This window comes from Leisingera sp. SS27 (assembly GCF_028368855.1).
Classification (GTDB): domain Bacteria; phylum Pseudomonadota; class Alphaproteobacteria; order Rhodobacterales; family Rhodobacteraceae; genus Leisingera.
Genome location: NZ_JAQNCY010000016.1, coordinates 41,784 through 66,608 on the forward strand (window position 1 = coordinate 41,784; position 24,825 = coordinate 66,608).

Genomic DNA, 24,825 nt, shown 5'->3' on the forward strand with positions numbered 1-24,825 from the left:
GGGATGTTGGTTGTGGAGACGATTGCGAAGATCCGTCGGGCGTATTTTCAGGACAAGAAGTCAATCAAGCAGATCTGCCGGGAACTGCGGGTTTCGCGGAATACGGTGCGGAAGGTAATCCGATCCGGCGTGACGAAGATGACGTATGAACGCACGATCCAGCCTCAGCCGAAGATCGGGCCTTGGAAAGGCATGCTCGACGAGATGCTGGCGGCCAACGCCCGAAAGCCCAAGCGCGAGCGCCTGACCCGCATCCGCATCTTCGAGGAACTCCGGGCCCGAGGAAATGACGGCGGCTATGATGCGGTCCGGCGATACGCGGCCACGTGGTCCAAGGAGGAACAGGAGGCCTCAGCCGCTGCCTATGTGCCGCTGATCTTCGACCCAGGCGAGGCCTACCAGTTCGACTGGAGCCACGAGATTGTGGTGATCGATGGGGCGACGACAACCGTGAAGGTGGCGCATGTCCGGCTTTGCCACAGCCGGATGTTGTTCGTCCGGGCCTACCCGCGCGAGACGCAGGAGATGGTCTTCGACGCCCAGGACAAGGCCTTCGCCTTTTTCGGCGGAGCCTGCGCGCGGGGCATCTACGACAACATGAAGACTCCGGTAGACACGATCTTCGTCGGCCGCGAGCGCGCCTACAACCGCCGGTTCCAGCAGATGTGCGGGCACTACTTGGTCGACCCGGTCGCCTGCACACCTGCCTCTGGCTGGGAGAAGGGACAAGTCGAGAACCAGGTCGGGGTTGTCAGGCGACGGTTCTTCGTGCCCAGACCGAAGTTCAAGAGCTATGCCGAGCTCAACGCCTGGCTCGAGGACCGCTGTGTGGCTTGGGCCAAGTCCCATCCGCATCCGGAACTGCGTGACCGGACAATCTGGGAATTACTCGAGGAAGAGCGCGCAAGCCTGGTGCCCTATGCCGGGCTTTTCGACGGCTTTCATGCCGTGCCGGCGTCCGTGTCAAGACCTGTCTCGTTCGCTTCGACAAGAACCGCTACTCTGTGGATGGCCGCGCTGTTGGTCGCCCTGTCGAGATCCGCGCCTATGCCGAGCGGGTTGAGTTCTGGCAGGACGGCAAGATCGTGGGGCAACATGCCCGGTCCTTCGGCCGCGACAAGGCCATCTGCAAACAGAGAACACGGACACTGCACGGCCCGAAAAACAATGAGTCCGCAATAACTGCGATTGACACTAATTTGATATTCGTGTCACACATCAAATACGGGATGCCATGGCTTCTCGTCAAACAATCATCTTGCTAGGAAGTCGTCGCCAACAGGGGACGACACATGCCGATAGAACGTTACAAATCCTTGGTCACGATCGCTGGCGTTTGCAGCTGGAAGAAAGCGGGACAAGTTTTTCAAGTTCGGTATGACCTGGTAAAACCAGGGGTGAACAGCGGTGCTCCGGCGTACAATTGTATTTACATTGTGGACGGACAGGAACACGTTCTGGTCCCGTCTAATGCCAGACCGAGCGGCTTTGTTGAGGAACGTCAGATCAACCTCTGGCCCGGTATTCTCAAAAAGCACCACTTGGAATACGGCGACGGTTCAATGCTGGTCTTCAACCCGGAGGATCAAACCATCTCTACTTGGATGGTCGGCCCTGACGGCAAGGCTGAACTCAGTACAACCGGCGAAAACAGAACAGCGGCGGAAAGCTAGCCACGGCGCGGCGCAGCCGCTGCTTCCTGCAACTGACGCTGAAAAAAGGCACCAAGTTCGTGCCGCAATCTCCCCGCCGGAAAAGTCTGCGCGGCGCATGGGCGTGTGCATGTCCAGGCATGCGTCGAGTTTCCCTAAAATCACGAACATTCTGAATATCGCTCGGTATGGGCGAGATCCCGCGGTGTCGGACCCGCGGGTATTTCCCGTGCATCTGAGACTATGAAAGGAACAAGGGATTCCCCCCTGCGCAAAGCTGGGAACCGGCGCTGGCCAAAGGCGTGGAGACCGCTGTCTGCCGGTAATACTGCACCAGCCAGCCGCACGCATAGCCCCGGTATTCAGGTCAGGCAGGCAGACTTTGTTAGCGTAAGCGGGCTTTTGGTAAAACGATGAAACACTCAAAAGAACAGAAAGGAAGGCGGCATGACCACCATCTGCCAATGGTTCTATCTGGCTGGATACGGCGGATGGATCATGCCTCGCTTCCTGCGCAGGCTGACTGCGCGTTCTGAGTTTCATCGGGCGTGGGTGACCGGCTGTCTTGGCTTCTTCGAGGAAGGCGGCGTGAGGTTTGGTCCAGCCAGCCCCTACTATCCGCCCAGCTGACCACAGCGATTTTCTCAGTGAAAGAAAATAGCGCGGCCCAGGAGACATCCGGGCCGCGGCACCCCGGCTATTGCCGTTCGAAAACAACAACTAGCGAAGTGCCGCGGGTGTCCCGAGCTGTTGTCGGACTGCTCGCGTTGCAAAAGGAACGAGGGATTCGTCATGCGCAACAAAGGACACACCCAGCTTGTCAGAGGCGGCCAGACGACACAACACTGGACCCGCATGGCAACTCAGGTGTTCAAGTACAGCACCTCGGTAGCTGCTGCAGCGTTCACCATCACGTTTCTGTTTCTAGTCGCTCAGAACTACGAAATAGATAAGGTGCGCCTCACCGGCATCTACTGGATCGCGGAATTCAACGTTGAACAGCGGGGCACCGAACTCCGCGAACTCAACTATGTGGATCTCGACGGCAGGCGCGTGAAGCGTACCGCCGGACGGATCTATGCCGACCGCGACATGCGCGCGACCTATAACCTCTACACTGCCAATGCCTGGCGCTACCTCTATTTCTCCCTGCTGCCAGCCGCCGCGGCGTTCGCCTTCACCTTCGCGGTCTTCGCCATGGTTGGCCGGTCGCTGAAAGAGGAAGAACATATCCGGGGTGCGCGCCTGGTCACAGCCAAGGAACTGAAAGCCTGGTCAAAGCGGAAGTGGCGCGAATACGAGAAGCGCTTTGGTAAGGACACCAAGAAAGGCCCCCGCTACACGCTGGCCGGGATTGAGTTTCCGCCCAATGCCGTAGAGGCGCAGATCGGCATTACCGGCACCGTCGGCACCGGTAAGTCGAACCTCATGCACGAGCTGCTGAACACCATCCGGGCTGCTGACGGCAGGGCAATCATCTATGACAAGATGGGTGGATTGCTGCGCGACCACTACGACCCGGAAAAAGACATCATTCTCAATCCCTTCGATGAACGTTCCGTGGGCTGGTCGCCTTTCAATGAGGTGGCTTCACTGGAGGGCTTCGCGCAGATCGCCGAGGTGATGATCCCGGATCAGCAAGGCTCCATGGACAGTTTCTGGACGCAATCCGCCCGGCTGGTCTTCCAGTACACCGCCCGCGAGCTGGCAAAGGCCGGAAAGACCACCAATGCAGATCTTCGCAAGGCTATCATGAACATACCTTCCGAGGAGCTGGGCAAGCTGGTCGCCTCGACACCGGGCGCTCACTTCTTCGGGGAGCATGTTGCGAAAACCTCCGGCTCGATCCGCGCCAACATGATCACCGAGCTGCGGTTTCTGGAATATCTGCGCGATGACGCCGAACCCTTCTCGATCCGCGAATGGGTTGTGAATGACCGGCCCGGCTTTGTGTTCCTGACCGGCGATGCGGAAAAGTCGGCCGCGACACGCAACATCATCTCGACCCTGTTTGAGGTGGCAGCCAACGCGCTGATGACGACAGAGGAAAGCCGCGACCCCAAGGTCTGGTTCTTCCTGGATGAGGTGCCAACCCTCAACAAGCTGCCCTTCCTTCCCAAGAGCCTTGCGGAGATCCGGCAGTTCGGCGGCGCCTTCGTCGTCGCCTACCAGGTGTTTTCACAACTGGAAGACATCTACGGCGACAAAGCGGCAGAGACGATTTCCGGCGTTCTGAACAACCGGGTTGTGTTCAACACTCCGGACTACAACACCGCGCAGCGCTCCTCCCGCTCACTTGGTGAGGAGGATGTGATCGAGCAGCAGGAAAACATCACCCTCGGCGCGCATGACACCCGCGACGGCGTGGGCATTGTCGGCCGCCGTACTCAGCGCGCCATCGTCACCCCGGCGGAAATCCAGTCATTGCCGCAGTTCGTGGCCTACTTTCGCCCGGCCTATGACGCCCCGACCGCCAGGGTGCGTTTTGAACCTGTGCCGACCACGGCCACTGCGGAGAAGTTCGTCCCATACAAGGGTAATGGCTTCGATGCGGGCGGAATGCAGGTTGCCGCCTTGAATGTGGAAATCGAGGAGGGCGAGACTGCTGAAGAGGGGTTCGCGGCCCTGAAACCCGAAGAACAGAAAGCTGAGTTTTTTCGGTTCTTGGACCGCGTGCGCCCCGAAGGCGCGGTGGGAATTGAGGAACCCGCCAAAATCTCGGAACGGGACTGGTACTGGCAGCATTTTGCCACAGCCCGGGTGCGCGGCCACGATGTGAAAGAGATTGCTCCGCCAGACCCTTATGCAGGCTTCGCAGGCAACGGCACTGCCAAGGCCCGCGAAACTGCCGCACTCCCCTACCCCGGCACCACGCCGGCACAGGCTGACCAGGAGACTGCAGCCGCCGCGCCAGCGAAAGAGCCAGCTCCAGAGGAGCCAGCGCAGGCAACAGAAATACCCGCAGACGGAGACCCGGCGGCCGAAACCGTCAGCCCTTCCCTGCCCCTTTCTGTTAGCGCCCATCCCGCCGTCGGCCGCGCCCAGCCGGACAGGAAAACACCCAACCGGCCGGAACACCCGCAGGAGCTTCCAGCCAAAAAATCCGCCGCCAGCGCATTGCTGGCGATGGAAACCACCATCCGGGGAGTGAAGTGACATGATGTCGATCTCAAACGTCTCGGCCGGGGCGGCTGCCAGCGGCTATTACAAGGAAGAAGGCTATTACAAAGCGGGTACAGAGGAGGGCGAACGGGCGGCCACCTGGTTCGGAAAGGCCGCGGACGAAAACGGCCTGAGCGGCTTTGTCGATGACAGGCACTTTGCACAACTGCTCGATGGCGAAGCACCGGACGGCAAGCTGATGGGCCGCTATGTGGACGGCGAACGCCAGCACCGCCCTGGCCTCGACCTTACCTTTTCTGCGTCCAAATCGGCTTCAGTGGCCGCCCTGGTGATTGGCGACAAACGCATAATTGAAGCCCATGACGCCGCAGTGCGCGCGGCTATGGCAGTGGTGGAAGAGCGGTTTATTAAAACGCGCTTCCAGCAAGACGGGGAAATCGTCACGAAAAACGGGGAAGGAATTATTGCCGGAATTTACCGACACGACACCTCCCGCGCGCTTGATCCGAATTTGCACAGCCACGCCGTCATTGCCAACATGGTGACAAACGAAAACGGCGGATATTCCGCAATTCGGAATGAGTCTGTTTACAAAAACAGGAAACTCATCACCGAGATTTACCGATCCGATTTTGAAAATCGGATGGCAGATCTTGGTATCGCCACAGAGCGGGGAAAATACGGAGAGGTGAATATCTCCGGCATTTCCCAGGAAGTGACAGAAGCCTTTTCAAAGCGGCGGCAGGAAATAATGAATGCGCTTAACCAAAAGGGTGCCGAATACTCTGCTGATACCGCTAGTAAAGCCGCACTTGCCACGCGGGCAGCCAAACATAAAGAAATCGACCGGGATGCGTTGCGGGTAACCTGGCGCGAAGACGCACTTGCGGCCGGTCTTGGCCGGGATCAGCTGGACCTTGGCAGAATGGGTCACGCCGCCCCGCAGCCTGTGGTGCCACTCGATCAGCAGCGCCCGATCGAACCCCTCGCGGAATCCGGCCAACCGTCCGGAGTGTTCGAGAAGGCCAAGGCCATGCTGTCCAGTGCTGCGGCAGTGGCGCGCGTGGAGACTGACCCCCGGCAGGCTGTAAACCGCGCCGTCGAGCACATCAGCGAACGGGAATCCGCCTACAGCAGGGCAGATCTCACGGTGGCGGCGATGCATTTCGCTTACCGCTCTGACTTCAAGGCGGTAGATGCGGAAATCAATCGCCAGATCAAGGCTGGCAGGCTGTTTGAAAGCGGTGAAGACGGGCAAATCCTGACAGACAAGGCATCTGTGGAACTGGAACGCTCTATCCTAGCAACCTGGCGGAAGGCAGAAAAAAGTGGCGGCCTCGAACTCCCGTCAGAACAGGGGCGCTCGGGAGACAATCTCTTGGCTCGCAGGCTGAGCGTTGTCCGTTCCTTGACCGACGGCCAGCGCGCAGCCATCGAAACTTCCCTGACCGGAAACGGTCGCTACGTCGGCATTCAGGGTTATGCTGGGACGGGTAAGACCTTCATGCTGGAAAGCACCAAGGAAGCCCTGACCCGTATGGAACATTATGCCGGTCAGAGCGGGTATGAGGTGAAAGGCTATGCGCCCAGCCACCAAGCGGTGAGTGAGCTGAACAAGGTTCTGGGCAGCGCCGAGACCCTGGCGAAAGTGGTCACGGCCGAGCGCCACCATCCGCAGGACGTGGACAACAGCAGAACCATTCTTGTGGTCGATGAAGCATCTATGGTGTCCGCCCAGGACATGCGTAGCTTCATGGATTACGCGGAGCGCACCGGTGCCCCGCGCGTCGTCTTCGTTGGCGATACGCAGCAGCTCGATGCGGTAGCCGCCGGTCAGCCATTCGCCCAGATGCAGAAGGCCGGGATGCGGACGGCTGTCATGGATGAAATCCGCCGACAGCGGAACGATGATTTAAAAGCAGCAGTCTATCACTCCATCCGGGGCGAAATCACGGAAGCATTCAACCGTTTGGAAGACAACGTTCTGAAGGTGGATGACCCTCGGCAAGAGGCTGCAGAAAGGTTCCTTGCTCTCACCCCCGCGGAGCGGCAGGGGACCCGGATCCTCGCCCTCACAAACGCCGCACGCGCAGAAATCAACGAGGCGGTACGCGGCGGCCTCCGGCAGGAAGGCCGCATCGCCTCCGATGAAGTCAAGGTGAACGGTCTGCTGAACCGCCAGCTCACCGAGGCCATGCTTGCCGACGCCCGCAGCTACGCCCCTGGCGATGTCGTCATGTCCGTGGCGACAAGCAAAGAATACGGCCTAAAGAAGAACGGCCTTTATGTGGTTCGGGAAGCTGATCACAGGGGCAATAAGCTGACCGTTGAGCATGAGGAAACCGGTGTCCGGACCACCCTGCCCCTGGCTGCGAAGTTCAATCAGCGGGAGCTTGGAAAGGCGCTGGTAGCCTATGAGCGCGAGGCCAGAGGCATGGCTGAAGGCGACCAGGTGCGGTTTCGGATCACAGACCCGGAAAGCGGCATCAAGAACGGTTTGCGGGCTGAAATCAAATCAACTAGGGGTGGAGTGATTGAGGCCGAAACGCAGGAAGGATCGCGCATCGCCATTCCCGCTGACAGCCTCGCAGCCCGTGGCTTGGAACACGATTATGCAGCCACCGCGCACGCCGTTCAGGGCGAGTCCGTTGACAGGGTGATTGTGGCAATGCGCTCCACAGAGCGGCTGGCGACCCAGAAGAGTTTTTACGTTGAAATCAGCCGGGCACGGGATGAGGCGATGCTGCTGACTGAAGATCCGGACCGGCTGTCCAAAACCATCGAGAACGAAACCGGGATCCGCCAGACCGCGCTCGATGCCTGGCTGGACGGCCGCCTCGCTGGCGCCCGCGCCCGCCAACCGGAAGAAGAACAAACCCGCGAGGACCCACAGGTGAAGCCTGAGGCTGTGAAGGAAAAAGAGGCCAAGGAGAAGGAGCCGGACACCCCTGCCCTGCCCGGCCTTTTCGATGAGAAACTTAAAGAAGTTGAAAAGCAGGCTGAAATCGTCCTGCAGAGAGACAAGGACATTGAACGATGAGCGAGACACCCCAGAACGTCCGTATCGTGCTCGGCCCTGTGGCCCGGCAGCTGATCGACGGCGCAGGAGAGAACCGCCCCAAGGCATTGGACGATGCGATTACTGCCCTTCTGGAAGGGCAGAAAAGCGGGCAGGCAGAAGCCCCTGAACAGGCCCCGCTGGACACTCGTTTGGCGTCCCTGGAGGCTGCGATGGAGCGCCAAACCGAAGCGCTCCGGAACCTCTCCTATACCGCGTCACTGGAGCTGAAAATGACCCGCATCCTGATTGCCTCCCTGATGAGTGAGGGCAATGAGGATCAGCAGACTCTCCTTGCTTTGGCCTCCCAGGCCACCGAAGAGGTTCAATCAAAACTGCAGTTGCTTGAAGATTCCGAGATTGAGAAACTGCGGGAAAACGAGGCATCGGTTCAAACGGCGATCCTGCGCGATTTAGAGCGTGGCGGCATAGAAAACGAACCGGCAGCAGAGGCGGAGATTGAGCGATGATGAGCTTCATGAAGCGGTCCGAAACCGGCCAGTACCGGGCTGCCATGCCGTGCCATTCGCGTGGCATGGCATGGCACAGCTCTGCCACAACCCCTGCCACGGGCCATTTTGGGGCCTCTGGACCCCTTAAAAATACGGGTTCACAGGGTGCTGCCACTCCTAAATTGACAAAATGCCAATTTTGTCAATTAAATCAGCGATTTGCGCTGATTTGCAGCTTGCTGCGTTATGTGTGGACCTTCTATGAGGACCGAAGGGCCGAATTGGGCGTTGCTGGCCCGAACCATCAGGGAGGGCTGAGCCAAAAGCCCGCCAACGAGGCGGCGCAAAGCGCCTCAACTCCCCTCTGGGGTCAGAAGCCAAGGACTGCCCTTTCGGGCCTCCTGATGGCGCTCCTGGCTCCTGCGGCTGTCTCTGCCGGAGACTGGTCCAGCTCCGGCAGCTTCGACCTGAAAGAGACCACTGAAATCCGCGAAAGTCTGGCCTCGGCTCCGGCTTCCTCCCAGGGCGGCTGGAACTTCGCCACGAGAGAAAGTGAGTGGGTTGCCCTTGATGCCTTTGAACGCTCGCGGCCGGGAAAGCAGCCCCCTGCCCCGGCCACCTTCCGCCTTCCCTCCGGCTCCAATGTCGAGCAGCTGTTTGCCCTCATTGCATTTGCTGAAGCTCCCGGCGGCCGCTATGACGCGATCCATCACGGCGCCAAGGTGAAGCCCGGCAAGAAACCCTCGCAGATGACGCTTGCGGAAATCTACGCCTGGATCGACCGCACGCCGGGCCAGCCCCATGCCATCGGAAATTTCCAGATCATACCTTCGACTTTGCTTAACTTGCAGAAACGTCTGGGCCTGCCTGGCGGAACCCTGTTCAGTCGGGAGACACAGAACCGTATGGCCGCGCTTCTGATTTCGGACGCCGGGTATCAGAAGTTCGCGGCTGGCCGGATGTCACGTTCACAATTCATGGACAACCTGGCGCGCATTTGGGCTGGCCTGCCGCTGGTGTCCGGCAAGTCCGCCTATCATGGGTATGCTGGAAACCGCGCAACCATCACACGGGCGTTTTATAGCGAGCAAATGGAAAGGATCTTTGGCTCCGGTAAGGCAACGGTGACCACTGCCTCCTCTGCTCCGTCCACAAAGCCATCGGCCGCTGGCTGGACCGGGCTTGGGCAATGATGCAGCGAGGCCAGCTGGCAGATCCTGCAGCACGAAACAGACAAGCGCCAGGATTTAGGAAATCCACTTTAAGGCGAACTAGGCGACGGAAACAGACCGAGGCAGAACGCCCGATTCAGCTACAGTCCGAGCGCTTGTATGAGGTCTTCAAATGCGACATGAAAGCAGCGGACTATGCGCTGAAGGCGGCAGCTATGATTGTGGTGGCTGGCGCTCTCTCAGGAGGGGCTTACAGCGTGCTCAAGTCTACCAGCAGCTTCGTGCATGTGCTCTTTCCGATAGCCGGGTTTGCAGGCACCGCCGCCTTGCTGTGGGTTGCCTGTCAGCTCTTGTTTGCATTTGCTCTTTCCCTGGACAAGTCAGGCAGACTTCGACGCGCCACGCACCTGGTGCAAGTGGTAGCGGCCATTTTCATCGCCGCTATTATCGGCCAGTTGTTCCCTCTGTTCGTGATGATCTGGACGGCCGGCCTATGATCCGATCAGCCCCGCCTCCACTCCCGGTATTCGTCCAGCGTCCGGTAAAACCCACCGGACCCGATCCCGAGCAGGAAGAGAAAGTACACGGCAGCAAAAAGCCCTGACCAGACGCCGAAGATCGAGGCCCAGGATACGGTCAGAATAAAGAGTGCGTAGTGTCCTGTCAGCTGCCCCTCCAACCCTTTGACAGCCTCGGTCTGAAGCCGGGGCGACTCTGACTGTAACACGTTTCCGGTTAATTTTCTGGACCGCCCTTGCTGTACCGGAACTGACAGTTGATCTCCCTGGCTAACCTGCAGGAGTATCCAAAGCACTTCGGGCAGCTCTAGCGGTGCAGACTTCAAGGTTTGTGAGCAAACCGCTCAACAGACCTGCTTCGAAATGAAAAGGCCAAGGTGTTTTGAACACCTCGGCCTCTGTCATTTTTCTGGTAGGAGCAGGAAATCTTGAGCCCTGTCAGCTCGTCATGTGATTTCCAGGTCTGTAAGGTCAGCTCCGCCCTGCAGCACCTCGTTGATCCATTTGGGTTTGCGGCCCCTGCCCGTCCAGGTTTGGTCTGGGTTCCCCGGGTTCCTGTATTTCGGGACCGCCTTCCCCTTTGGTCTCTTCACGGCTGACGTAAAAACGTCCTCCAGCGAAAATCCGAATTCACCTACGGCCTTTTCCGCCGCCAGATGTGCCGCTCTCAGATCTTCTTTTTGCCGCACGTCAATCGCGTTTGCCAGTTCGGCCTGAAGCTGCTTCAATTCGGCAGACGACATTGCTTTCAAATCCATTGCCATTCCTATAACTTTGCCTCTGGTGAGCACTGAATAGTTTAGCGACTAAAAAAAATCCAGAATATCCTCTGCGCGTAGAAAACTACCCGCACCAACTTTGTCTCCGCCCTCCTCTATATGGACGTGCTAGTCCTTCAGAAATCAGAATACTGCCCAGGTCGTGCCCGTGAAGAAAAATACGGGCAAGCCCCCTACCGTATTTATCCCGGCCAGGAAGCACAATGAAATCGACCGTTCCGGCTTCCCTGACCAGTTGGCGAGCACGGCGTGTCGCTTCATCGCCAAGGGCTTTTTCATACCGGCACTGCGGCTTGTATGTTTCCGGGGTGTCGTAACCCACAAGCCGGAACCGATCGTTTCCAACATCGGCCGTGTCACCGTCGATCAGATATATGTCCCGGCTGCTTAACGGTGCTGCTTGGGCCACGGCAGCCGAGACTAGAAAGAGTATTGCAGCAAGGAACCTCATGCCGGGGCCTCGAAAACGCGTTCAGCTTTATTGGCTGGCAAGCGCTCTCCCCTGTGGTTCAGCGGCCATCCGGTTTGATCGGTATCCTTTTCCAGCTCGGGGGCGAGATAGAAACCCGGCGCCCAGCGTTCAGCACCGCAAGAGCACCGCTCCAACCGATCGGTCGCTCGCACTATCGGCAGATCGTTCTTGAAGCGCGGCCAGCCAAGCGTTGCAAAGCCGGCGCACCTCATGCTTCCTGGGCCACCCGCTGGCTTGAATTCGCATTCGTGTTCTCCCCTACCGCCTGGAAGAGTTTTGGAGGGCAAGGAAAATCCGTCGCGCACTATTTGCAAAGGGTTCAGGCCGAGTACAACTCCCACCGCAGTCACGGTTATAAATAACAAGGGGTATCCGTGCTGGAGCATTGGCGCCTCCTGGATCACCACTAAGACGTCAGCTGCTGCCACTGCGAGCAAGCCAGCTCTGAAAATGTCGAAACAGAAGTATGCGAACGGCGCGGTAAGCATGTTTGCCAGTCCGAAGTCGCCAAGGCGCAAATTTCGCAGGGCAGCTGCTATACAGAAAATTGCGACACCGCAGAAAAACCAAGCATACCCGATGTAAGGTGCGGCGTCTCTGGCCTGGTCGAGGACGACCCAAAAATCTTGAAACATTCTGAAACCTATATGCCTATGTGGATGCCCGGTTAGCGAGCTTTGGAAATCACCCCGTCTGTCCGGATCGCCGCGAAGTCTGAGGCTGTTCGTCTGGACATTTCCACGCCGTCTCCTGACATGATCGCTTCGACGTGATCTGTCACTTTGATCACGGAACCGTCCGCCTCGATGGCTGTTAGATCTCCATCCCGCGTGTGGGAAACAGAACCATCGGCCTTGATGCGGATCCACGCGCCGTTGACTTGTACAGCAACCTCGTAATCATCGACCTTGATCCCCTGCCATCCTTGAGCTGGATCCCGGCGTAGGACTATTTGATCCGGGCGCAGTTTGATTTGCACGTCGCCGTTTTCAGTTTGGTCAGACGCTTTGACCACCACGAACGCCTCTTGCTCGGCCGGATCCCGGTGAATAGACGCGTTGCCATTTCTGGGCGGCCACAGTTTGGCGGCCTCCCGCTGGTTTCCTGACTGGTCCCTGTGAAACCCGATGTACATCTGCGCCGAACGCCAAGTCCGGTTCAATCCTTCAGACAACATGTTCATGACTGCCAATCCTCATATTGCAGGCCCGGGACTCTGCTAAATTCTTTGACGTTGTGGGTGATCAGCGCCAGAGACCGGGAAACAGCCTGCCCCGCAATCAGCACATCATAGGGGCCAATCGGGTTGCCCTGCCGTTTCAGCTCTGCCCGGATCTCGCCTGCCGCCCTGCCGTCGCTTTCTGAGAAATCCAGAACTTCGAACCGCAGTGCCTCAATGCGTGCAAGGTTGGCCTCAACCTTCTGGCTCTTATAAGCGCCGAAGTACAGCTCGTGCATCACAACTGACGGGACGCCAAAGTCCCTGGGTGCGAATTCGGAAAGCCGCTCGATTACATTGCTGTTTCCAGCGATGATGGCGATGACAGCATTGGTGTCGAGCAGGAACTTCATTCGAAAACGTCCAGTCCTGGCCGGTCTTGCTGCGGAACTTCTTCAGTTGCTGCATCCACAGCATCTTGATCCAAAGGCCCGAGTTCGTGCAGCTCCTTCAGCCACCTCCAGTCCTCTTCAATTGGCTCCAGGATGACCTTGCCCCCTTCAGCCCGAATACGGACTTCATCAGTGCTGAAGCGAAACTCCTTAGGAAGCCGCACCGCCTGGGAACGACCTGTCATGAAAACCTTTGCTCTCGATGGTTCAGTAGTACTTGGCATTGCGCGGCCTCCTTGATACATATCAATAATATATACCACCAGCATTAGAACTCAAGAGCTAGCACTCCAAAATGAGTGAGAAGACCGTTATTTTTCAGCAAACTGGCAAGATTTAACTCAAAGGGGTTTCGCGTGCCGCAATCAGAAACATGGTGGCATCACCAACCAGCAAAACGCCTATTGCCCCTGGCAGCCTTTGATCACCTTCTAGGTCTTTGCGTACTCAGCACGTCACCAAAGCAGGTATCTTCGTTGATGATCAGCCCTGTAACTATACACCCTACAATCAAATATTGACTGCATTGTCGGACCATTTTGGTGCCTCGAAGCGGGCTATTGAAATCAGGCTAAAGAGAGCGGGCCTCGTTACAGATATGCGTGGCACAGGCTCTGCAAATGGAAGCTGATGGCGCGACCCGCGAAGAGCGAGCCAAAGCGATTGGATGCAGCCGGGCGACTTTGCAGCGGAAAGTTAACCCCAGGAATTCGCCCTTCAGACCCGCTCAATGATTTTGCAGTCCAGGACCTCGATACTCTCGGGCCTCAGGACGCAATACGAAAAATCTTCGTCGTCACCTTCATGAGCATTTCGATAGCGGATCGCGCTGATATCCAAATGCTCAGTCGCCTTCATAATCATTAACCTCGCCCTCAACGGATCATTTCTTTGAACTTCATTGAAAGGCCTAAGAAACTCATGTTTCTCCTTAGCGGACACGGCTAGGAGACCAGATTTTATCAAGGCAAGGATTACCCCGGATGGCTGGGCAATGTCCCAGTCAGGCAAGTCCACAACGTTTGCACCCAGGACCAGTCTACATTTGTTCAAAACGCACTGCGGGTCTTCGCCAGGAAAGCACTCTTCGTAGTTTACCGTGATGCGGTCCATGGCAGCCTGCAGGGTTCCAAAGTGCGTGATGGGCCAGATCTTTCCATTCTGTAAGCGGCTCCCACCGTGAAAAAGGATCACTTCGAGACCTCCGGAACCATTCTGAATTTTGATAGAAGGAGGGACTGCCCCCGGCTAAGTGAATGCTTCCGGCATATATGAATCTCTACCCTCCAGGGCAAGTATCAGTTATCGATGCCTGGTGCATAATCTCACGTGATTGCCCACCGCGTTCTCACACTACAGACCAGGCGATCTTAGCAAGACAGTCCGGTAACCAGCCGATCAGAGGCCACTTGCGGGATAGCTGCCCTTCAAGCGCGGTACGGCCAATTCACCGTCAGAGCCCTCAGCCGTCATTACTCTAGGGGCTGCCCTTCGCTAGCGCAGCACGTCATTCAAGCCCCAAAGCGGACATTGCCATTTTGCTCATCGGGCAGAAATTGGGGTTTCGCCGGACTTGCAAATCACCTTTACGAAGCTTGATAAGTGGATTTTGGGCGACTAGTGGGAATTTCCATCTCGAACCGTTGCTGGATGGTTCATTATTTGAGATGCTTGAGCTTGGCGACCACGGAGAACGTTCGTCTTCTTCTTTCGGTTGCCGCCAGGTTTCGAGAAATCCGATTGTGCTGCTGACAGCTTCTGATGCTGCCGATTTGGCAATCTGAGTCCTTCAGGACCAACAATTGCACCTGTTACTCCCGCTGGTTTATTCACTATCCAGCGTGTCTTCCCAACCTTGATCGCCAGTCCGTGCTTGTGGATTTCCTTCTGAACTTTCCAGATCGTACTCTTCAAAACCACTTGGCCTGAGACCGTCAGATCGTCGATGTATAAGGTGAATACGTTCCCCGCTTCCTTTGCGACGTTGAAAATTGCATCCCACATCTCCGAATATGCCCAGTACGAAAGTATCGGGCTTGACGGAGAGCCTTGAGGCAAGGAGCCTTTATCGCAACAAAGTCTCGCTAGAATGACCGCGACGTCGGGTGAACACCTCATGCGATGTTGGAAGAAAGCCAGCACTTTCTCTTCACGACAAGATGGGTAAAAGCTATCAATGTCCATCAAACAAAATGATCTTGAACCTTGATGAGCGGCCGCGTTGGTTACGTAAGTTCTTTTGGGAACCGGGGCATGAACGTAACTTGGCGTTTCGATGCAGGCCAACAAATAGGCGACGCGGCTTTGAGCTTTGTCTAGCCCTTCATGGGGTCGACAAAGCGGCCTCATAGAGCCGTCCGCCTTTTCTTCTTCCCAGTATTCGTAGTGTGGAACAGACTTGTCCGTCATTCCTTCTAGAGCCTTGACGGAGGTAAAGAGAAGCTCAGCTAGATCTTTTTTTCGCTGCAACCCGTAAAAAGGGCTTTGCTCCAAAGCATAGAATTTCTTCGCTTTTTTTCGCCATGGTTTCCGTGTGTTAGTCATTTCAAAGCTCTATCTCACTGTCAACATCGAGCAGTGTCATCAGCGCAATAACTTTCTTAGCGACGATGCCCTTTGCCTTCTCAAGTCGACTTGAGAGATTCTCCTTGTCTTCGAGCGCTTCAGCGAAGAACACAAGGGAACTTACCGGAATGTTGAAGACATCTGCATAGCGTCCCAAAAGTTCTAGTGAAGGTGTTCTATTGCCACTCTCAAGTTCCGAAATATAGGAACGTGACACACCAAGCTTTTTAGCAAGAACGACTTGATTGTGTCCTTGATATCGTCGCAGCAATTTCAAAGCTTGTCCGAACATTGGTCTTCCTTTGTGTAATTGAGAGCGGCGCCCTACGAAGGTGGCGGAGTGAACCATCCGGAAACGATTTCAACCACTTTCCACAATCGCGGCATCCAAATTAGGATGCCCCTGAGCACCGTTCCCAGAATTGATGACCACTTGGGTTTCTTTTCTGTTGGTGGTTGCTCGATCAGTCGCCGCCCCGGCAGGCTGGTAGTTTGTCTTTCTTGCTTCATTGAAGCCTCCTCTTGAAAACGCCGTGGCGGGATTGCCAATGGCGTGTCTTCGCTTTCAAGCAGGAAACAGATGCCGGTAGTTTCACTCGCATACACAGGACCACAAAGGTCTTCGTTGTGGTCCTGGCTCGCCCCTTCCGTGCTCTCCACATGTCCGGGGACATCGAGGAGCCTGTGGGGGTCAAAGGTCAGAAGCCACGAGGGCTTCCACGGGTGAGATAAATTAAACCTCCTCCAAACTATGAAGACTTATTCTGTCACTCAGAGAGAGTGCCAACCGAGATTACACTTAAGATCGCGGGCAACGATTGTCAACAAGATGTCACTCACAGTGAACATTTTGGTTTCATTGAGGTTCGCTTACTTCCAGTACGGCGAACAAAATGAACGGCAACTCTACTGGTTTCGGTCTTTGTATTATGCGTTGCAATCAACGGCGGGAGCGGGTCGTACGCCGGACTTTGCAAAGTCCGCTTTTGCGCATTGCGGACGCAAAGCGTTGCCCAGGCTGCGCCTGCAGCGAATGGCTGCAAGGTCCCGATCCTACCAGCTCATGCACCGCACAGCGAGAGGCAGGAAATCTAAGAGCAGCCGTCCGTGATCGGCTGGTTACCGGACTGTCTTGCTAAGATCGCCTGGTCTGTAGTGTGAGAACGCGGCGGGCAATCACGTGAGATTTTGCACCTGGTCCAGACTGGTTTTCTTCCGGGAACATGCTATGGGCCATGATGGGGTCAACTACGGACACAGTTCAAAGCAAGGCATCTATCAACGCGGTTGAAATTGCCCTGCCGACAGCTATCAGAAAGGGTGGCACATGAAACTTGTAACAAAAGATCAAATTGATGCTCTGGATGAAGCGTTACTCGTCTACGCTTACAAGCAAATTCCCCCAATTTCATTCGAGGAAGCCTGGGAACTGTTTGAGCAGGGGCGCATCCAAATCGCTCAAGACGAATTGGGTATGGTAGGGTTCCAAAGAACTATAGGTGCAAAGCGGTTTGAGCTTGCGCGAAAACACAAGAGGATGGCCAAGGTAATTTCTGAGGCGCGCAGTCAACTACCATCCAAGGAATAACCTTTTAGCACGTTAGTGCCGCCAGTTGTCCCGCCCATACTTCCTCCCATTGACGGTTAAGCGGTCGCGGCCATCTATCGGCACATCCTCATGCACAAGGCTGCCATCTTCCCTGATCCGGTAGATACTGGCAGTCGTGTCATCGAACCCGAAGCCGTAGATCACAAACTGCCAATCCCCCCTGCCCTGCTCCCGGACCTGGTAGTATCCCCCGAAGTTTCGGCATTGGTATTCCCCGGCCCACCATTGCGCGCCGGGTTTTGCTTTTTCTGTCTCGGTCATTGGGATGAGATCAAGCTGGCTCATGACTGGCCTCCCTAAAATTCAAAGGTCACGTCACCGTTGCCGCGCCCTGAGAGAGCGCGACTGCGTAGGTGTAGAGGTGCGTTTCCCAATGGCGCTTCATGCCGGCACCTCAGCGCTGAACACTACGGTTTCGCCTTCGACCTTGTAAGGAACAGCCTTGGACAGCAGTTGCTCGATGGCGGCGGCCGGGACGTCGGAAAAGGTCGCACTGACTGTCTGAAGCATCCGCTGCCGATCTTCCTCAAAGGAATAGGCGTTGATGGCCCACGCGATAACGCCGGGGGTGTGAACTGCAGGGGAAGAACCGAGGCGGTATGTTGTCATTTGAATGCTCCCTATCTGTGGTGCAAGAAAATCAAGGCTGGATGCAGGACAGCCGCCGAAGGCGCCTGCCCCTGCATCCCTGCCTCGTGGCGAACAGCGGTTGGGGGCGAGACAAGCGCGCGAACCGCAGGCCGGAGGAAAATTTGTCCCGCGAGGAATGGGCCAAAGGCCCAGGGGAAATTTTCCTTTGGGCGAGGAACTTGCGCGCCTGTCCGAGGGGGAAGGCAGCGTCTTCCCCCTAACCAGGGGGCGTTCGGCTTGTCCGAATCCCCCCTGCCCTACCGGCGAGAATGTCTGGGCCGGGGTGAGCGGGCTTGCCCGACGATCCCCTGCCCTGGCTAAATCATCTATGTGATCAGCGGTTTCGCTGATCTCTTGTTCTTAATGCCCACCCTGGAGCAAGCAATTGGGCGGCCGGAGCCGCCCAATTGTGGACTTCAGGAGTTGGCATCCTTCTTCGGGAAAGCAACCATGTCCACGTTCGGGAACATATCGTGTTTGACGGTGATCGCGGTGATGTTGCCCTCCGCGTCGGTGCTGACGAAGGCAACACCGCAGCGGTTCCAGTAAGTCTTGCCGTCTTTTTCGTTTGCCTTGACGTTAAGGTTCAGAGTTTGAGAAGGCATTTTGTGATCCTCGCTTTGAGTGTTTCGATGAACATGGAGGAAGCGGGCTCAAAGGGGATGTCAGCTGAAAATTTGATCCGCGAGGAATGGGCTCTAAGCCCAGGGGAAATTTTCAGTTGAAGCATAGCGATCATTCCCGGCTGCCCGCTTAGTGTTCATCTTTGAGAAACACAGATTGGCGAGGATCCTTATGGCTTTGGTCTGAAGTTGCGTCTCGGAGGCTGAAGGCAAGACTTGCTGGAACTGCGGTAGAATTGTGAGAGGCCAGCGGCGGTGAATAGGCAATATCACCGCGATCACCTTGAGCGCGCCTTTTTCAACCGTAACCTGGTTGCCTTCCAGACCTAGGGACAGCTGAAAACACGGTCAGGCAGGTAGCCGCAGGTCAATCATTAACAGGTAACACATAACAGAGAACTGTTATTGGTAGCCGTTCTCCAGGCTGCTTGCAGCCTGCGCAATGCGATCGTCACCCGAAGGGCCGATACAGCCGTGTGGAAACGACCATGGCGCAAAACGCGTCAGCTGGCCCTTTGGGACAGATGAGGTGTTATTGCCCCAGGGAGTTCCACACGGTTGGATCGGTGGAGCGCCGCCTGCGGCGCGGAATAGAGCGCGGTCCCGCGTTCACGCGGGATGCGCCCCGAAACCAAGTCGATGCTAAACTAGTGCCAAATCCGGAAAGGCAGAACCCATAACCCTTACCACTTAACTCATAACACCTAACCCTTAACTCCTAACTTCTAACACTTAATACCTAACACTTAACTGTTATTTGATCCCATTCTTTAGCTCAAACCCGGTCCAAAATGTTGCAAAATATTATTTATTTACAGCAATTTAAAGAGTGATCCTTGCCCAATATCAACGGTCTCATGTGACCACCACGCCATAGTCTCAATGGCTCACAGCAGACAGCAATGCATAACAGTTTACACATAACTATTAACACCTTATAGGTGAACAAGGCAAAAAGAGGATCGAGCAGTGACCCAAGTAATCAGCGTTGTTCAAGAGAAAGGCGGGGCAGGGAAGTCTACCCTCCTCATAGCAATTGCATCACTAATGGTAGCGGATGGCGCCAAAGTGGCCGTCATCGACACAGACCCACAACATACCCTTTCGGATTGGGCCAAAAAAGAAAGCACCGACGTTGATTGGGCGGTTGAGGAAGACGACGAACGGCTAATTCCAACACTTCGCGCTCTCAAGAAGAGCGTGCCGGCTTACGATGCGATTTTCGTGGACACCGCCGGTTTCAAGTCGGCTATGGCTGTTTATGCAATCAACGCATCCGGCCTGGTCTTGATCCCTTCGAAAGCCACTGAAACTGATGCCAAAGGTGCAATCAAGACATTCAGGCATGTTACCAGTGTGGCGGACTCGATGGACAAAGACATTCCTGCCTATGTCGTCATGATGGACGTGGATCCGGCAACCAATATCACAGCGGCTACCTTGGAATCCTTGGATGACCTTAAGATACCCAGGCTAAAAGCCATGTGTGCGCACCGAACAGGCTTCAAGGAAATGATGAGCACTGGCCGAGGACCCGAGGGCTCAGCAAAGAGGTCGGCACAAACTGTGTTGGCTGAAATGCAGATGGGTGGTCTGCTCGATTTCTACGGAGGCAAAGATGGCAAAGCTTAAAGTTGACCTGGGCCTTGATGATACCCACGAGGAGAAACCTGACGCGGAGGCAGACATTCTCCGCCAGCTTTCAGCTTCTTTACCGAGCCCATCTAAAGCCAAAACCGGATCGTTAAAGACTGCTCCGCGCGTCCAGTTCGCATTTTCTAATGTCCCGAAGCCGATTAAACAGGCATTCATTGATGCCGCCGAGGCTAAGGGCATGGGTATGAAGGAGTTTCTGTATCACTGCTTGCGGGCAGGAGGCGTTGATATCCCTCCAATGGAAGAAATAGACGGTCGCCGCAGGTAACAAGACATAACACATAATAGGTAACTGTTATGAGGCACCTTTGCAGCCTTCTTTTCGCCGCGCAGCGGCTCAGGCGCCGAAGGCGCCAGTCCAGGAGGGCAGGGCCTTTAGGCCATTCCCTCCTGTGACATCAGAAACGGCCGGCCTTTTCCTTCAGCCAACTGGCGGTAAAAAAGGTAGCTGTTTCCGAAACTCACCCTCAAAAGAGGGTGAGCTGCTGACCGGAAATAGCTGGACTGTCGCCCAGAGTAGCAAGCCGGTTTTTCCGTTCGGCCTCGGCTTGTTGCTCTCGCTGGGCTGCTTCAGCTTCAGCCTTCTGTGCCTGTTCTTTCTGTTTGGCAAACGGATCTCCATTTGCTGCGAAAAACACAGGCGCGGCGGCGGTGTATGCGCTGGTGAATACCTCAAGCGAAAGGCTATTGCCGCAAATGATCTTACCAGCCAGGCCACGCGCGGCGCATTGGACATAGCACATATGGAAAGTCGGCCGGGACAGCTCCACAGCTTCTACCCAAACAGAAGTTTCCAGCTTATGACCCTTGCCCTCGATGACGTCCGCGATCGCCATAAGCATTCCACCTGCGCCTGCAGCTGGTTCCTGAACGGTGATAAATCCCTGTTCGGCAAGCTTCTCGTCCACATCGGATAGCGAGATTTCCGCCATCATGCGCGACACTTCGTAGGGTGTAAAAAACTGGCCGAGTTTAGCGTCCAGAACTTCCAGCTCACCGGCGGCCATGCCCAGAAAATCGCAACCACCATTGCCGATTTCACCAAGGGCGATCCCTACCATTTCCGGCATTTTGCGCACATCGTCCTTGTCTCGGTAACGGGCAACAACGCTCATGTATTGGGCTTCCAGGGCTTCGCGCTGATCAGGAAACGGGCTGGCTTTCTTAGCCAGCGCGCAATAGCTCATTTCGCAGAAGTCAGCGAAAACCTCTCTTCGATGCTTGGAACGGTCTATATCGTTGAGAAGGCGCACAAATTCCTTTACCGCAGGGGTCATTCCGCCGCCTCATTGGCGGCGGCCTGTTTAAGGTCTTTTTCCAGTTCGGCAGACGGTTCGATGATCGGAAATTCATAAGTTTTTACTTCTTGGCCGCAGTCTTCACAGACACAGCTGTCAAAGACTGCGGACAATTCCCAATCTTGAATTTCATTGACCCATACTGCTGTTGCATCGGCCTTTATGTTTTGACCTCCGCATTTTCCGCAGTGAACAGAGACCGGGGCATTACACGGCATTTTGCACTTTCCTGTGTGGTGGTCCCGTTTCGATCTGGATGCCGAATACTTGGGACAGGGGTTGCGGGAAGGACCGCGAAGCGGCCCTCTCCTGCAAACCCTGCTCCCGGCCGAGGGCAGGAGGGGGACCCGTCAAGCAGAGTGCCGGGCCGGAAGGGGAGGGGGATCACCCATCCTCGCAGCGCGGCGGAGCCGTGACCGAGGTTGGGGAAACCCCTTCCGGCCCGAATAGCGCTCTGCTTGACGGGGGAACCGGCGGTTCCCGGATCTCCCTGGGGCGTTCGGCTTAGCCGAATCCCCCAGGGCACTATTGGGAAAGTGCCATGCCGCTGCTGCGGCATGACCGCAGCTCATGTGATCGCCGTGCAAGCACGGGGATCTCCGCAAGAAAAAAAGACCCCACCACAAGGGCGGGGCCAGTTGGTTCCTTCACCACAAAGGAAAACACGTTGTCCAGGAGCGCAAACCGTGTACCTGGTCGCCTCCTGGGAAAAGTCTGCGGGCCAGCTTCAGAACAAAGCCAGTTGCTCCGGCTGCGGTCGAATACCAACGCGCCCGCGCGGATCAATCACCCAGCCAACGTCGTCGCGCTCAATGGACGCATCCGGGCCGTGCTGGTCTATAAACACCCGGTCGGCCTCGGCCTTCCGGCTAGTGTGAAAATCACTTGCCAGATGACCACTTGGGCGGCGGCACCAAACACCGGGGTCACGACCGCAATCAGGGCACCTCACGGCAAGAACTGGATGACGGTGGGCTGTGAAATCAGGCATTGCATTCCTCCATTTCTCCAAGGCGCAGAAACAACTCGGACGCCCGTACACGGTCCCGCATGGCTTCCGTGCGGTCTTTGTTCGAGGACGCCGCAGCTTGCAGATGATGGTAGGCGGCATGGCGTTCGGCCAGCGGATGCGCGTCAGGGTCTTCAGCAATGTCGCGCGCCTTCAGGACCGTCACAAACAGGTCAGATGTTGCAAAGAGGCTGCCTTTCCGTGCGCCTGATGCATCTGTGCGAGACAGCGGAAATGGCGGGCGTTTCAGGTCGATCCGGCCAAGGCTGTAGCTGTGCAGAACGCTCAACAGATAGGACGGGTCGGCTGGGTATGGGGCGCAGTCCCATGCCCGCCGAACGGCGCGGCGCTCGTCCTTTGGCATCGAGTCAATCATGCGTCGGGCTTCACGCCATTTCCCTGCCCGTGCGCTCCGGTCCCTGACTTCCTGTTCGGACCACGCCCTTGCCCGGTTCTCCATAACTTGATCCTCGCTCGGCTGTTCTTCGGCAACCTGGTCGGCAAAGAGCGGCAGGGCTTCCCGCTCCATGCGCTGCTTGCGGCGCAGAGCGGCCCGCTTTCGCGGTGTGTCGGTGAATGCGTGGCGGGGCCAAGATTTGAAGCGCATTTGTTCAATCTCCTGCGGATGGGGCAGGGCGCTAATGCGCCCTGCCAGCGTTTATTATTCCATGCCCTCGGGCAACCATGCGTCGATCTTCGCGGCCTGCTCGTCGGTGACGTTGTGAGCCTTGCGTGTCTCAGCACTGGCAAACAGGCTTTCCAGCTTCTCCGCCTTGTCGCCCTTCTTCAGCTTGGCAAAACTCGTTGCGGTCGGGTGATCTTCGGCAAGGTCCAGCAGATCGCGCCAAATCTGGTTCATGTAGGGGCCACCCACGCGGCTGAAAAAGTTCTCAGCGGTCGGCGTCCAGACTTCGCGGATGCTGGGCTTTGTTTCCTTGGCAATCATCGCCGCCAGCTTCGCATCACCGCCCTGATATTGGGCTGCAAGGAAGCGGGTCAGTTCGCCGCGAATATGCTCTGCGCCCTTCTTGCGGAACGCCCGGAACGATGCGCCAAGGTCTTTGGCATCGTACATATCGCGGGCCGGGTTCGTGGTCAGCCGTTCGTCCAGTTCATAGCCTGCCGCCTCGGTGCTGGGCCAGTTCGGCACATAGCTTTGTGACAGACCGAACGGGTTGGACCACCGCATTTCGTGGCTCAACTGATAGGCCAGAAGGTCAATCATCAAATCCGGGTCGCGCAGGATCGCGTGTTGCTGCGCACCCTTTGCAACGCGGTTCAGATCGTCGCGCAGCGCCTGAGAAATCGGAGATTTCGGCGCGGCGCTGGCGGCGGAACCGGCTGACGCTTTGAGAACACCCGCCTCAACAGCGGCTTTTTTGTCCTCGGGCCGGACCAATTCGCCAGAGCGTTCCAATACGCCTTGCTGGTTCACATAGACGTAAAGACCGGCATGGGTTTTCTGCGCCTCGCTATATTCTCCTTCGATGATCTTCTCCAGTTCGGCAAGTTCGGACCATCCCGCCTCGTCCAGAACTTCGCCTTCCGCCAGCTCGGCCAGCTCGTCATAGCGCTCGGACTGTTCTTCGGTCAGCTCGCCACGTTCACGGAAAATCTGCTCGTATTTGCTCAACCCCATATCGTAGCTGCTCAGGTAATGCGCTGTGATCGGTTCGACCCATTTCCAGCCTTCGGCCTGTGCGATTTCGCGGGCCGCATCTTCAAGCGCAACCTGAAAGCAACCATCCAGAATTTCCGGGCTGTCATACAGCTTTTCCTCGGCAAACAGATCGCCGCCCATCTTGCCGCCTGCTTCGGTGTAGGCATCATCGCCCACGAACTTCACGCGGCGGTCAGTCGCTTTCACGCAGTCGGGTTTCAACGCCCGTTTAAGCTGGTGATCTGACCAGTTCTCGCCGCGCACCCGGTCCAGAACGGCAAGGGCATGGGCCTCGTCGTCACAGATCGTGAAACATGCCGCCATGCTCAGATTGATTTCCTGTGCTGCCAGAGCATCAAGAACCGGCTCCGGCAGATCGGCCAGCGCAAGGCGGCGGTAGACGTGCTTTTCAGTCACGCCGAAATTGGTAGCGATGGCGCTGACATCTTTGCCCTCGGCGCGCATTTCGCCAAAGGTGCGGATTTCCAGAGCCGGGGGCAGGTTCTTGCGGACCACGTTTTCCATCTTCGCCCAATCGGCGGCGGTTTCGCGGTCGGGTGCGAGCATCACCAGCGGGTTTGCCAGTTCGGGCCGTACCTTGGCAAATTCCGGCTTTGTCTCGGCCAGATATTGCAGGGCGCGCAAACGGGTGCCACCGGCAACAATCTCGGCCCCGTCCAAGTCCTCGGTATATCCGGCAAGAGACTGGATCATGCCTTTTGCCCAGAGGGTTCCCGCAAGGTCTTTAATGTCCTGTTCCGGCACATCCTGACGTGGGTTCATGGGGGACAGGATCAGTTTCTCCAGCGGGAAACGGGCTTCTGTTGCTTTGATTTCCTGATGCTTCGACATTTGGGCATTCCTTGTAACGTGGTGAATTTTTGTGTTATTGGTGCCCCAGCCCTTTTGGGCTGAGGCGTGGCCGCTTAGGCGGCTCC

Annotated in this window: 28 protein-coding genes and 1 pseudogene; 11 read left to right on the forward strand and 18 right to left on the reverse strand. The window is 56.6% G+C overall.

The annotated features are described in order from the left end of the window. Nucleotides 1-3: 3 nt before the first annotated feature. The 8 genes and pseudogenes from istA to N6L27_RS21495 all read left to right on the forward strand — a co-directional run. Nucleotides 4-1,127, forward strand: a pseudogene (gene istA / locus N6L27_RS21460) (IS21 family transposase); the annotation flags it as partial. A gap of 165 nt (nt 1,128-1,292) precedes the next feature. Next, a complete protein-coding gene (locus tag N6L27_RS21465; RefSeq protein WP_222506626.1) occupies nt 1,293-1,673 on the forward strand; it encodes a hypothetical protein in 381 nt (126 codons plus the stop codon). A 426-nt stretch (nt 1,674-2,099) separates the two neighbouring features. Continuing rightward, entirely contained in the window at nt 2,100-2,282 is a 183-nt protein-coding gene (locus tag N6L27_RS21470; RefSeq protein WP_271909472.1) for a hypothetical protein, read from the forward strand. Between the two features lie 162 nt (nt 2,283-2,444). After that, the gene (locus tag N6L27_RS21475) at nt 2,445-4,808 is read left to right on the forward strand and encodes a type IV secretion system DNA-binding domain-containing protein (protein ID WP_271909473.1); all 2,364 of its coding nucleotides are present in this window, start codon (nt 2,445-2,447) and stop codon (nt 4,806-4,808) included. 1 nt (nt 4,809) lies between these two features. Next, nucleotides 4,810-7,815: a MobF family relaxase gene (mobF, locus tag N6L27_RS21480; protein ID WP_271909474.1), complete on the forward strand. Its 3,006-nt coding sequence runs from the start codon at nt 4,810-4,812 to the stop codon at nt 7,813-7,815. After that, a complete protein-coding gene (locus N6L27_RS21485; RefSeq protein ID WP_271909475.1) occupies nt 7,812-8,303 on the forward strand; it encodes a hypothetical protein in 492 nt (163 codons plus the stop codon). Before mobF ends, N6L27_RS21485 begins: the two co-directional genes overlap by 4 nt. 218 nt (nt 8,304-8,521) lie before the next feature. After that, entirely contained in the window at nt 8,522-9,478 is a 957-nt protein-coding gene (locus N6L27_RS21490; protein ID WP_271909476.1) for a hypothetical protein, read from the forward strand. 158 nt (nt 9,479-9,636) lie between these two features. Then, nucleotides 9,637-9,954 (forward strand): hypothetical protein, encoded by a 318-nt coding sequence (locus tag N6L27_RS21495; RefSeq protein ID WP_271909477.1) that lies wholly within the window; start codon nt 9,637-9,639, stop codon nt 9,952-9,954. A gap of 467 nt (nt 9,955-10,421) precedes the next feature. Here N6L27_RS21495 and N6L27_RS21500 read toward each other — a convergent pair whose 3' ends face one another. The 10 genes from N6L27_RS21500 to N6L27_RS21545 form a co-directional block, all read right to left on the reverse strand. Next, nucleotides 10,422-10,733, reverse strand: a complete 312-nt coding sequence (locus N6L27_RS21500) for an H-NS histone family protein (protein ID WP_271909478.1) — start codon at nt 10,731-10,733, stop codon at nt 10,422-10,424. A gap of 85 nt (nt 10,734-10,818) precedes the next feature. Continuing rightward, on the reverse strand, nt 10,819-11,205 hold the full coding sequence (locus N6L27_RS23320) for a thermonuclease family protein (protein ID WP_442915816.1): 387 nt from the start codon (nt 11,203-11,205) through the stop codon (nt 10,819-10,821). Next, nucleotides 11,202-11,861, reverse strand: a complete 660-nt coding sequence (locus tag N6L27_RS21510; protein WP_271909480.1) for a hypothetical protein — start codon at nt 11,859-11,861, stop codon at nt 11,202-11,204. The genes N6L27_RS23320 and N6L27_RS21510 overlap by 4 nt, the downstream gene beginning before the upstream one ends. Nucleotides 11,862-11,893: 32 nt before the next feature. Next, a complete protein-coding gene (locus N6L27_RS21515) occupies nt 11,894-12,409 on the reverse strand; it encodes a hypothetical protein (protein ID WP_271909481.1) in 516 nt (171 codons plus the stop codon). Continuing rightward, nucleotides 12,406-12,798 (reverse strand): type II toxin-antitoxin system VapC family toxin, encoded by a 393-nt coding sequence (locus N6L27_RS21520; protein WP_271909482.1) that lies wholly within the window; start codon nt 12,796-12,798, stop codon nt 12,406-12,408. Before N6L27_RS21520 ends, N6L27_RS21515 begins: the two co-directional genes overlap by 4 nt. Further along, on the reverse strand, nt 12,795-13,106 hold the full coding sequence (locus tag N6L27_RS21525) for an antitoxin (protein ID WP_271909483.1): 312 nt from the start codon (nt 13,104-13,106) through the stop codon (nt 12,795-12,797). Before N6L27_RS21525 ends, N6L27_RS21520 begins: the two co-directional genes overlap by 4 nt. A 448-nt stretch (nt 13,107-13,554) precedes the next feature. After that, nucleotides 13,555-13,950, reverse strand: a complete 396-nt coding sequence (locus tag N6L27_RS21530; RefSeq protein WP_271909484.1) for a hypothetical protein — start codon at nt 13,948-13,950, stop codon at nt 13,555-13,557. A 504-nt stretch (nt 13,951-14,454) separates the two neighbouring features. Further along, complete coding sequence (locus N6L27_RS21535; protein ID WP_271909485.1) at nt 14,455-15,381, reverse strand: reverse transcriptase family protein; 927 nt, start codon at nt 15,379-15,381, stop codon at nt 14,455-14,457. A 1-nt stretch (nt 15,382) separates the two neighbouring features. Next, a complete protein-coding gene (locus tag N6L27_RS21540; RefSeq protein ID WP_271909486.1) occupies nt 15,383-15,694 on the reverse strand; it encodes a helix-turn-helix domain-containing protein in 312 nt (103 codons plus the stop codon). A 32-nt stretch (nt 15,695-15,726) separates the two neighbouring features. After that, complete coding sequence (locus tag N6L27_RS21545) at nt 15,727-16,062, reverse strand: hypothetical protein (RefSeq protein ID WP_271909487.1); 336 nt, start codon at nt 16,060-16,062, stop codon at nt 15,727-15,729. 667 nt (nt 16,063-16,729) lie between these two features. Between N6L27_RS21545 and N6L27_RS21550 the strand changes: the two genes are divergently transcribed. Then, nucleotides 16,730-16,990, forward strand: a complete 261-nt coding sequence (locus tag N6L27_RS21550) for a hypothetical protein (RefSeq protein ID WP_271909488.1) — start codon at nt 16,730-16,732, stop codon at nt 16,988-16,990. 12 nt (nt 16,991-17,002) lie between these two features. Here N6L27_RS21550 and N6L27_RS21555 read toward each other — a convergent pair whose 3' ends face one another. From N6L27_RS21555 to N6L27_RS21565, 3 genes are all read right to left on the reverse strand, one after another. Continuing rightward, a complete protein-coding gene (locus tag N6L27_RS21555) occupies nt 17,003-17,296 on the reverse strand; it encodes a hypothetical protein (RefSeq protein ID WP_271909489.1) in 294 nt (97 codons plus the stop codon). A 96-nt stretch (nt 17,297-17,392) separates the two neighbouring features. Next, complete coding sequence (locus N6L27_RS21560) at nt 17,393-17,620, reverse strand: hypothetical protein (RefSeq protein ID WP_271909490.1); 228 nt, start codon at nt 17,618-17,620, stop codon at nt 17,393-17,395. A gap of 437 nt (nt 17,621-18,057) precedes the next feature. Next, on the reverse strand, nt 18,058-18,246 hold the full coding sequence (locus N6L27_RS21565; RefSeq protein ID WP_271909491.1) for a hypothetical protein: 189 nt from the start codon (nt 18,244-18,246) through the stop codon (nt 18,058-18,060). A 987-nt stretch (nt 18,247-19,233) separates the two neighbouring features. Between N6L27_RS21565 and N6L27_RS21570 the strand changes: the two genes are divergently transcribed. Next, nucleotides 19,234-19,896, forward strand: coding sequence for a ParA family protein (locus tag N6L27_RS21570; protein ID WP_271909492.1), 663 nt, complete (start codon nt 19,234-19,236; stop codon nt 19,894-19,896). Then, nucleotides 19,883-20,188 (forward strand): hypothetical protein, encoded by a 306-nt coding sequence (locus tag N6L27_RS21575; RefSeq protein WP_271909493.1) that lies wholly within the window; start codon nt 19,883-19,885, stop codon nt 20,186-20,188. The genes N6L27_RS21570 and N6L27_RS21575 overlap by 14 nt, the downstream gene beginning before the upstream one ends. A 199-nt stretch (nt 20,189-20,387) precedes the next feature. Here the strand turns inward: N6L27_RS21575 and N6L27_RS21580 are convergent, their stop codons facing one another. From N6L27_RS21580 to N6L27_RS21595, 5 genes are all read right to left on the reverse strand, one after another. Beyond that, complete coding sequence (locus tag N6L27_RS21580; protein WP_271909494.1) at nt 20,388-21,197, reverse strand: N-6 DNA methylase; 810 nt, start codon at nt 21,195-21,197, stop codon at nt 20,388-20,390. Continuing rightward, nucleotides 21,194-21,436 carry a hypothetical protein gene (locus N6L27_RS21585; RefSeq protein ID WP_271909495.1) on the reverse strand — a complete coding sequence of 81 codons (243 nt, stop codon included), beginning with the start codon at nt 21,434-21,436 and terminating at the stop codon, nt 21,194-21,196. The genes N6L27_RS21580 and N6L27_RS21585 overlap by 4 nt, the downstream gene beginning before the upstream one ends. A gap of 509 nt (nt 21,437-21,945) precedes the next feature. After that, complete coding sequence (locus tag N6L27_RS23325) at nt 21,946-22,209, reverse strand: zinc finger domain-containing protein (RefSeq protein ID WP_442915817.1); 264 nt, start codon at nt 22,207-22,209, stop codon at nt 21,946-21,948. Then, entirely contained in the window at nt 22,202-22,834 is a 633-nt protein-coding gene (locus tag N6L27_RS21590; RefSeq protein ID WP_271909496.1) for a hypothetical protein, read from the reverse strand. Before N6L27_RS21590 ends, N6L27_RS23325 begins: the two co-directional genes overlap by 8 nt. Nucleotides 22,835-22,888: 54 nt before the next feature. Next, nucleotides 22,889-24,739: a ParB/RepB/Spo0J family partition protein gene (locus N6L27_RS21595; protein WP_271909497.1), complete on the reverse strand. Its 1,851-nt coding sequence runs from the start codon at nt 24,737-24,739 to the stop codon at nt 22,889-22,891. Between the last annotated feature and the right edge of the window lie 86 nt (nt 24,740-24,825).

Bases quoted from the DNA above. Each gene is read 5' to 3' on its own strand.
- N6L27_RS21465 (WP_222506626.1), top strand. From the start codon at position 1,293: ATGCCGATAGAACGTTACAAATCCTTGGTCACGATCGCTGGCGTTTGC.
- N6L27_RS21470 (WP_271909472.1), top strand. From the start codon at position 2,100: ATGACCACCATCTGCCAATGGTTCTATCTGGCTGGATACGGCGGATGG.
- N6L27_RS21475 (WP_271909473.1), top strand. From the start codon at position 2,445: ATGCGCAACAAAGGACACACCCAGCTTGTCAGAGGCGGCCAGACGACA.
- mobF (WP_271909474.1), top strand. From the start codon at position 4,810: ATGATGTCGATCTCAAACGTCTCGGCCGGGGCGGCTGCCAGCGGCTAT.
- N6L27_RS21485 (WP_271909475.1), top strand. From the start codon at position 7,812: ATGAGCGAGACACCCCAGAACGTCCGTATCGTGCTCGGCCCTGTGGCC.
- N6L27_RS21495 (WP_271909477.1), top strand. From the start codon at position 9,637: ATGAAAGCAGCGGACTATGCGCTGAAGGCGGCAGCTATGATTGTGGTG.
- N6L27_RS21500 (WP_271909478.1), bottom strand. From the start codon at position 10,733: ATGGATTTGAAAGCAATGTCGTCTGCCGAATTGAAGCAGCTTCAGGCC.
- N6L27_RS23320 (WP_442915816.1), bottom strand. From the start codon at position 11,205: ATGAGGTTCCTTGCTGCAATACTCTTTCTAGTCTCGGCTGCCGTGGCC.
- N6L27_RS21510 (WP_271909480.1), bottom strand. From the start codon at position 11,861: ATGTTTCAAGATTTTTGGGTCGTCCTCGACCAGGCCAGAGACGCCGCA.
- N6L27_RS21515 (WP_271909481.1), bottom strand. From the start codon at position 12,409: ATGAACATGTTGTCTGAAGGATTGAACCGGACTTGGCGTTCGGCGCAG.
- N6L27_RS21520 (WP_271909482.1), bottom strand. From the start codon at position 12,798: ATGAAGTTCCTGCTCGACACCAATGCTGTCATCGCCATCATCGCTGGA.
- N6L27_RS21525 (WP_271909483.1), bottom strand. From the start codon at position 13,106: ATGCTGGTGGTATATATTATTGATATGTATCAAGGAGGCCGCGCAATG.
- N6L27_RS21530 (WP_271909484.1), bottom strand. From the start codon at position 13,950: ATGGACCGCATCACGGTAAACTACGAAGAGTGCTTTCCTGGCGAAGAC.
- N6L27_RS21535 (WP_271909485.1), bottom strand. From the start codon at position 15,381: ATGACTAACACACGGAAACCATGGCGAAAAAAAGCGAAGAAATTCTAT.
- N6L27_RS21540 (WP_271909486.1), bottom strand. From the start codon at position 15,694: ATGTTCGGACAAGCTTTGAAATTGCTGCGACGATATCAAGGACACAAT.
- N6L27_RS21550 (WP_271909488.1), top strand. From the start codon at position 16,730: ATGAAACTTGTAACAAAAGATCAAATTGATGCTCTGGATGAAGCGTTA.
- N6L27_RS21555 (WP_271909489.1), bottom strand. From the start codon at position 17,296: ATGAGCCAGCTTGATCTCATCCCAATGACCGAGACAGAAAAAGCAAAA.
- N6L27_RS21560 (WP_271909490.1), bottom strand. From the start codon at position 17,620: ATGACAACATACCGCCTCGGTTCTTCCCCTGCAGTTCACACCCCCGGC.
- N6L27_RS21565 (WP_271909491.1), bottom strand. From the start codon at position 18,246: ATGCCTTCTCAAACTCTGAACCTTAACGTCAAGGCAAACGAAAAAGAC.
- N6L27_RS21575 (WP_271909493.1), top strand. From the start codon at position 19,883: ATGGCAAAGCTTAAAGTTGACCTGGGCCTTGATGATACCCACGAGGAG.
- N6L27_RS21580 (WP_271909494.1), bottom strand. From the start codon at position 21,197: ATGACCCCTGCGGTAAAGGAATTTGTGCGCCTTCTCAACGATATAGAC.
- N6L27_RS21585 (WP_271909495.1), bottom strand. From the start codon at position 21,436: ATGCCGTGTAATGCCCCGGTCTCTGTTCACTGCGGAAAATGCGGAGGT.
- N6L27_RS23325 (WP_442915817.1), bottom strand. From the start codon at position 22,209: ATGCCTGATTTCACAGCCCACCGTCATCCAGTTCTTGCCGTGAGGTGC.
- N6L27_RS21590 (WP_271909496.1), bottom strand. From the start codon at position 22,834: ATGCGCTTCAAATCTTGGCCCCGCCACGCATTCACCGACACACCGCGA.
- N6L27_RS21595 (WP_271909497.1), bottom strand. From the start codon at position 24,739: ATGTCGAAGCATCAGGAAATCAAAGCAACAGAAGCCCGTTTCCCGCTG.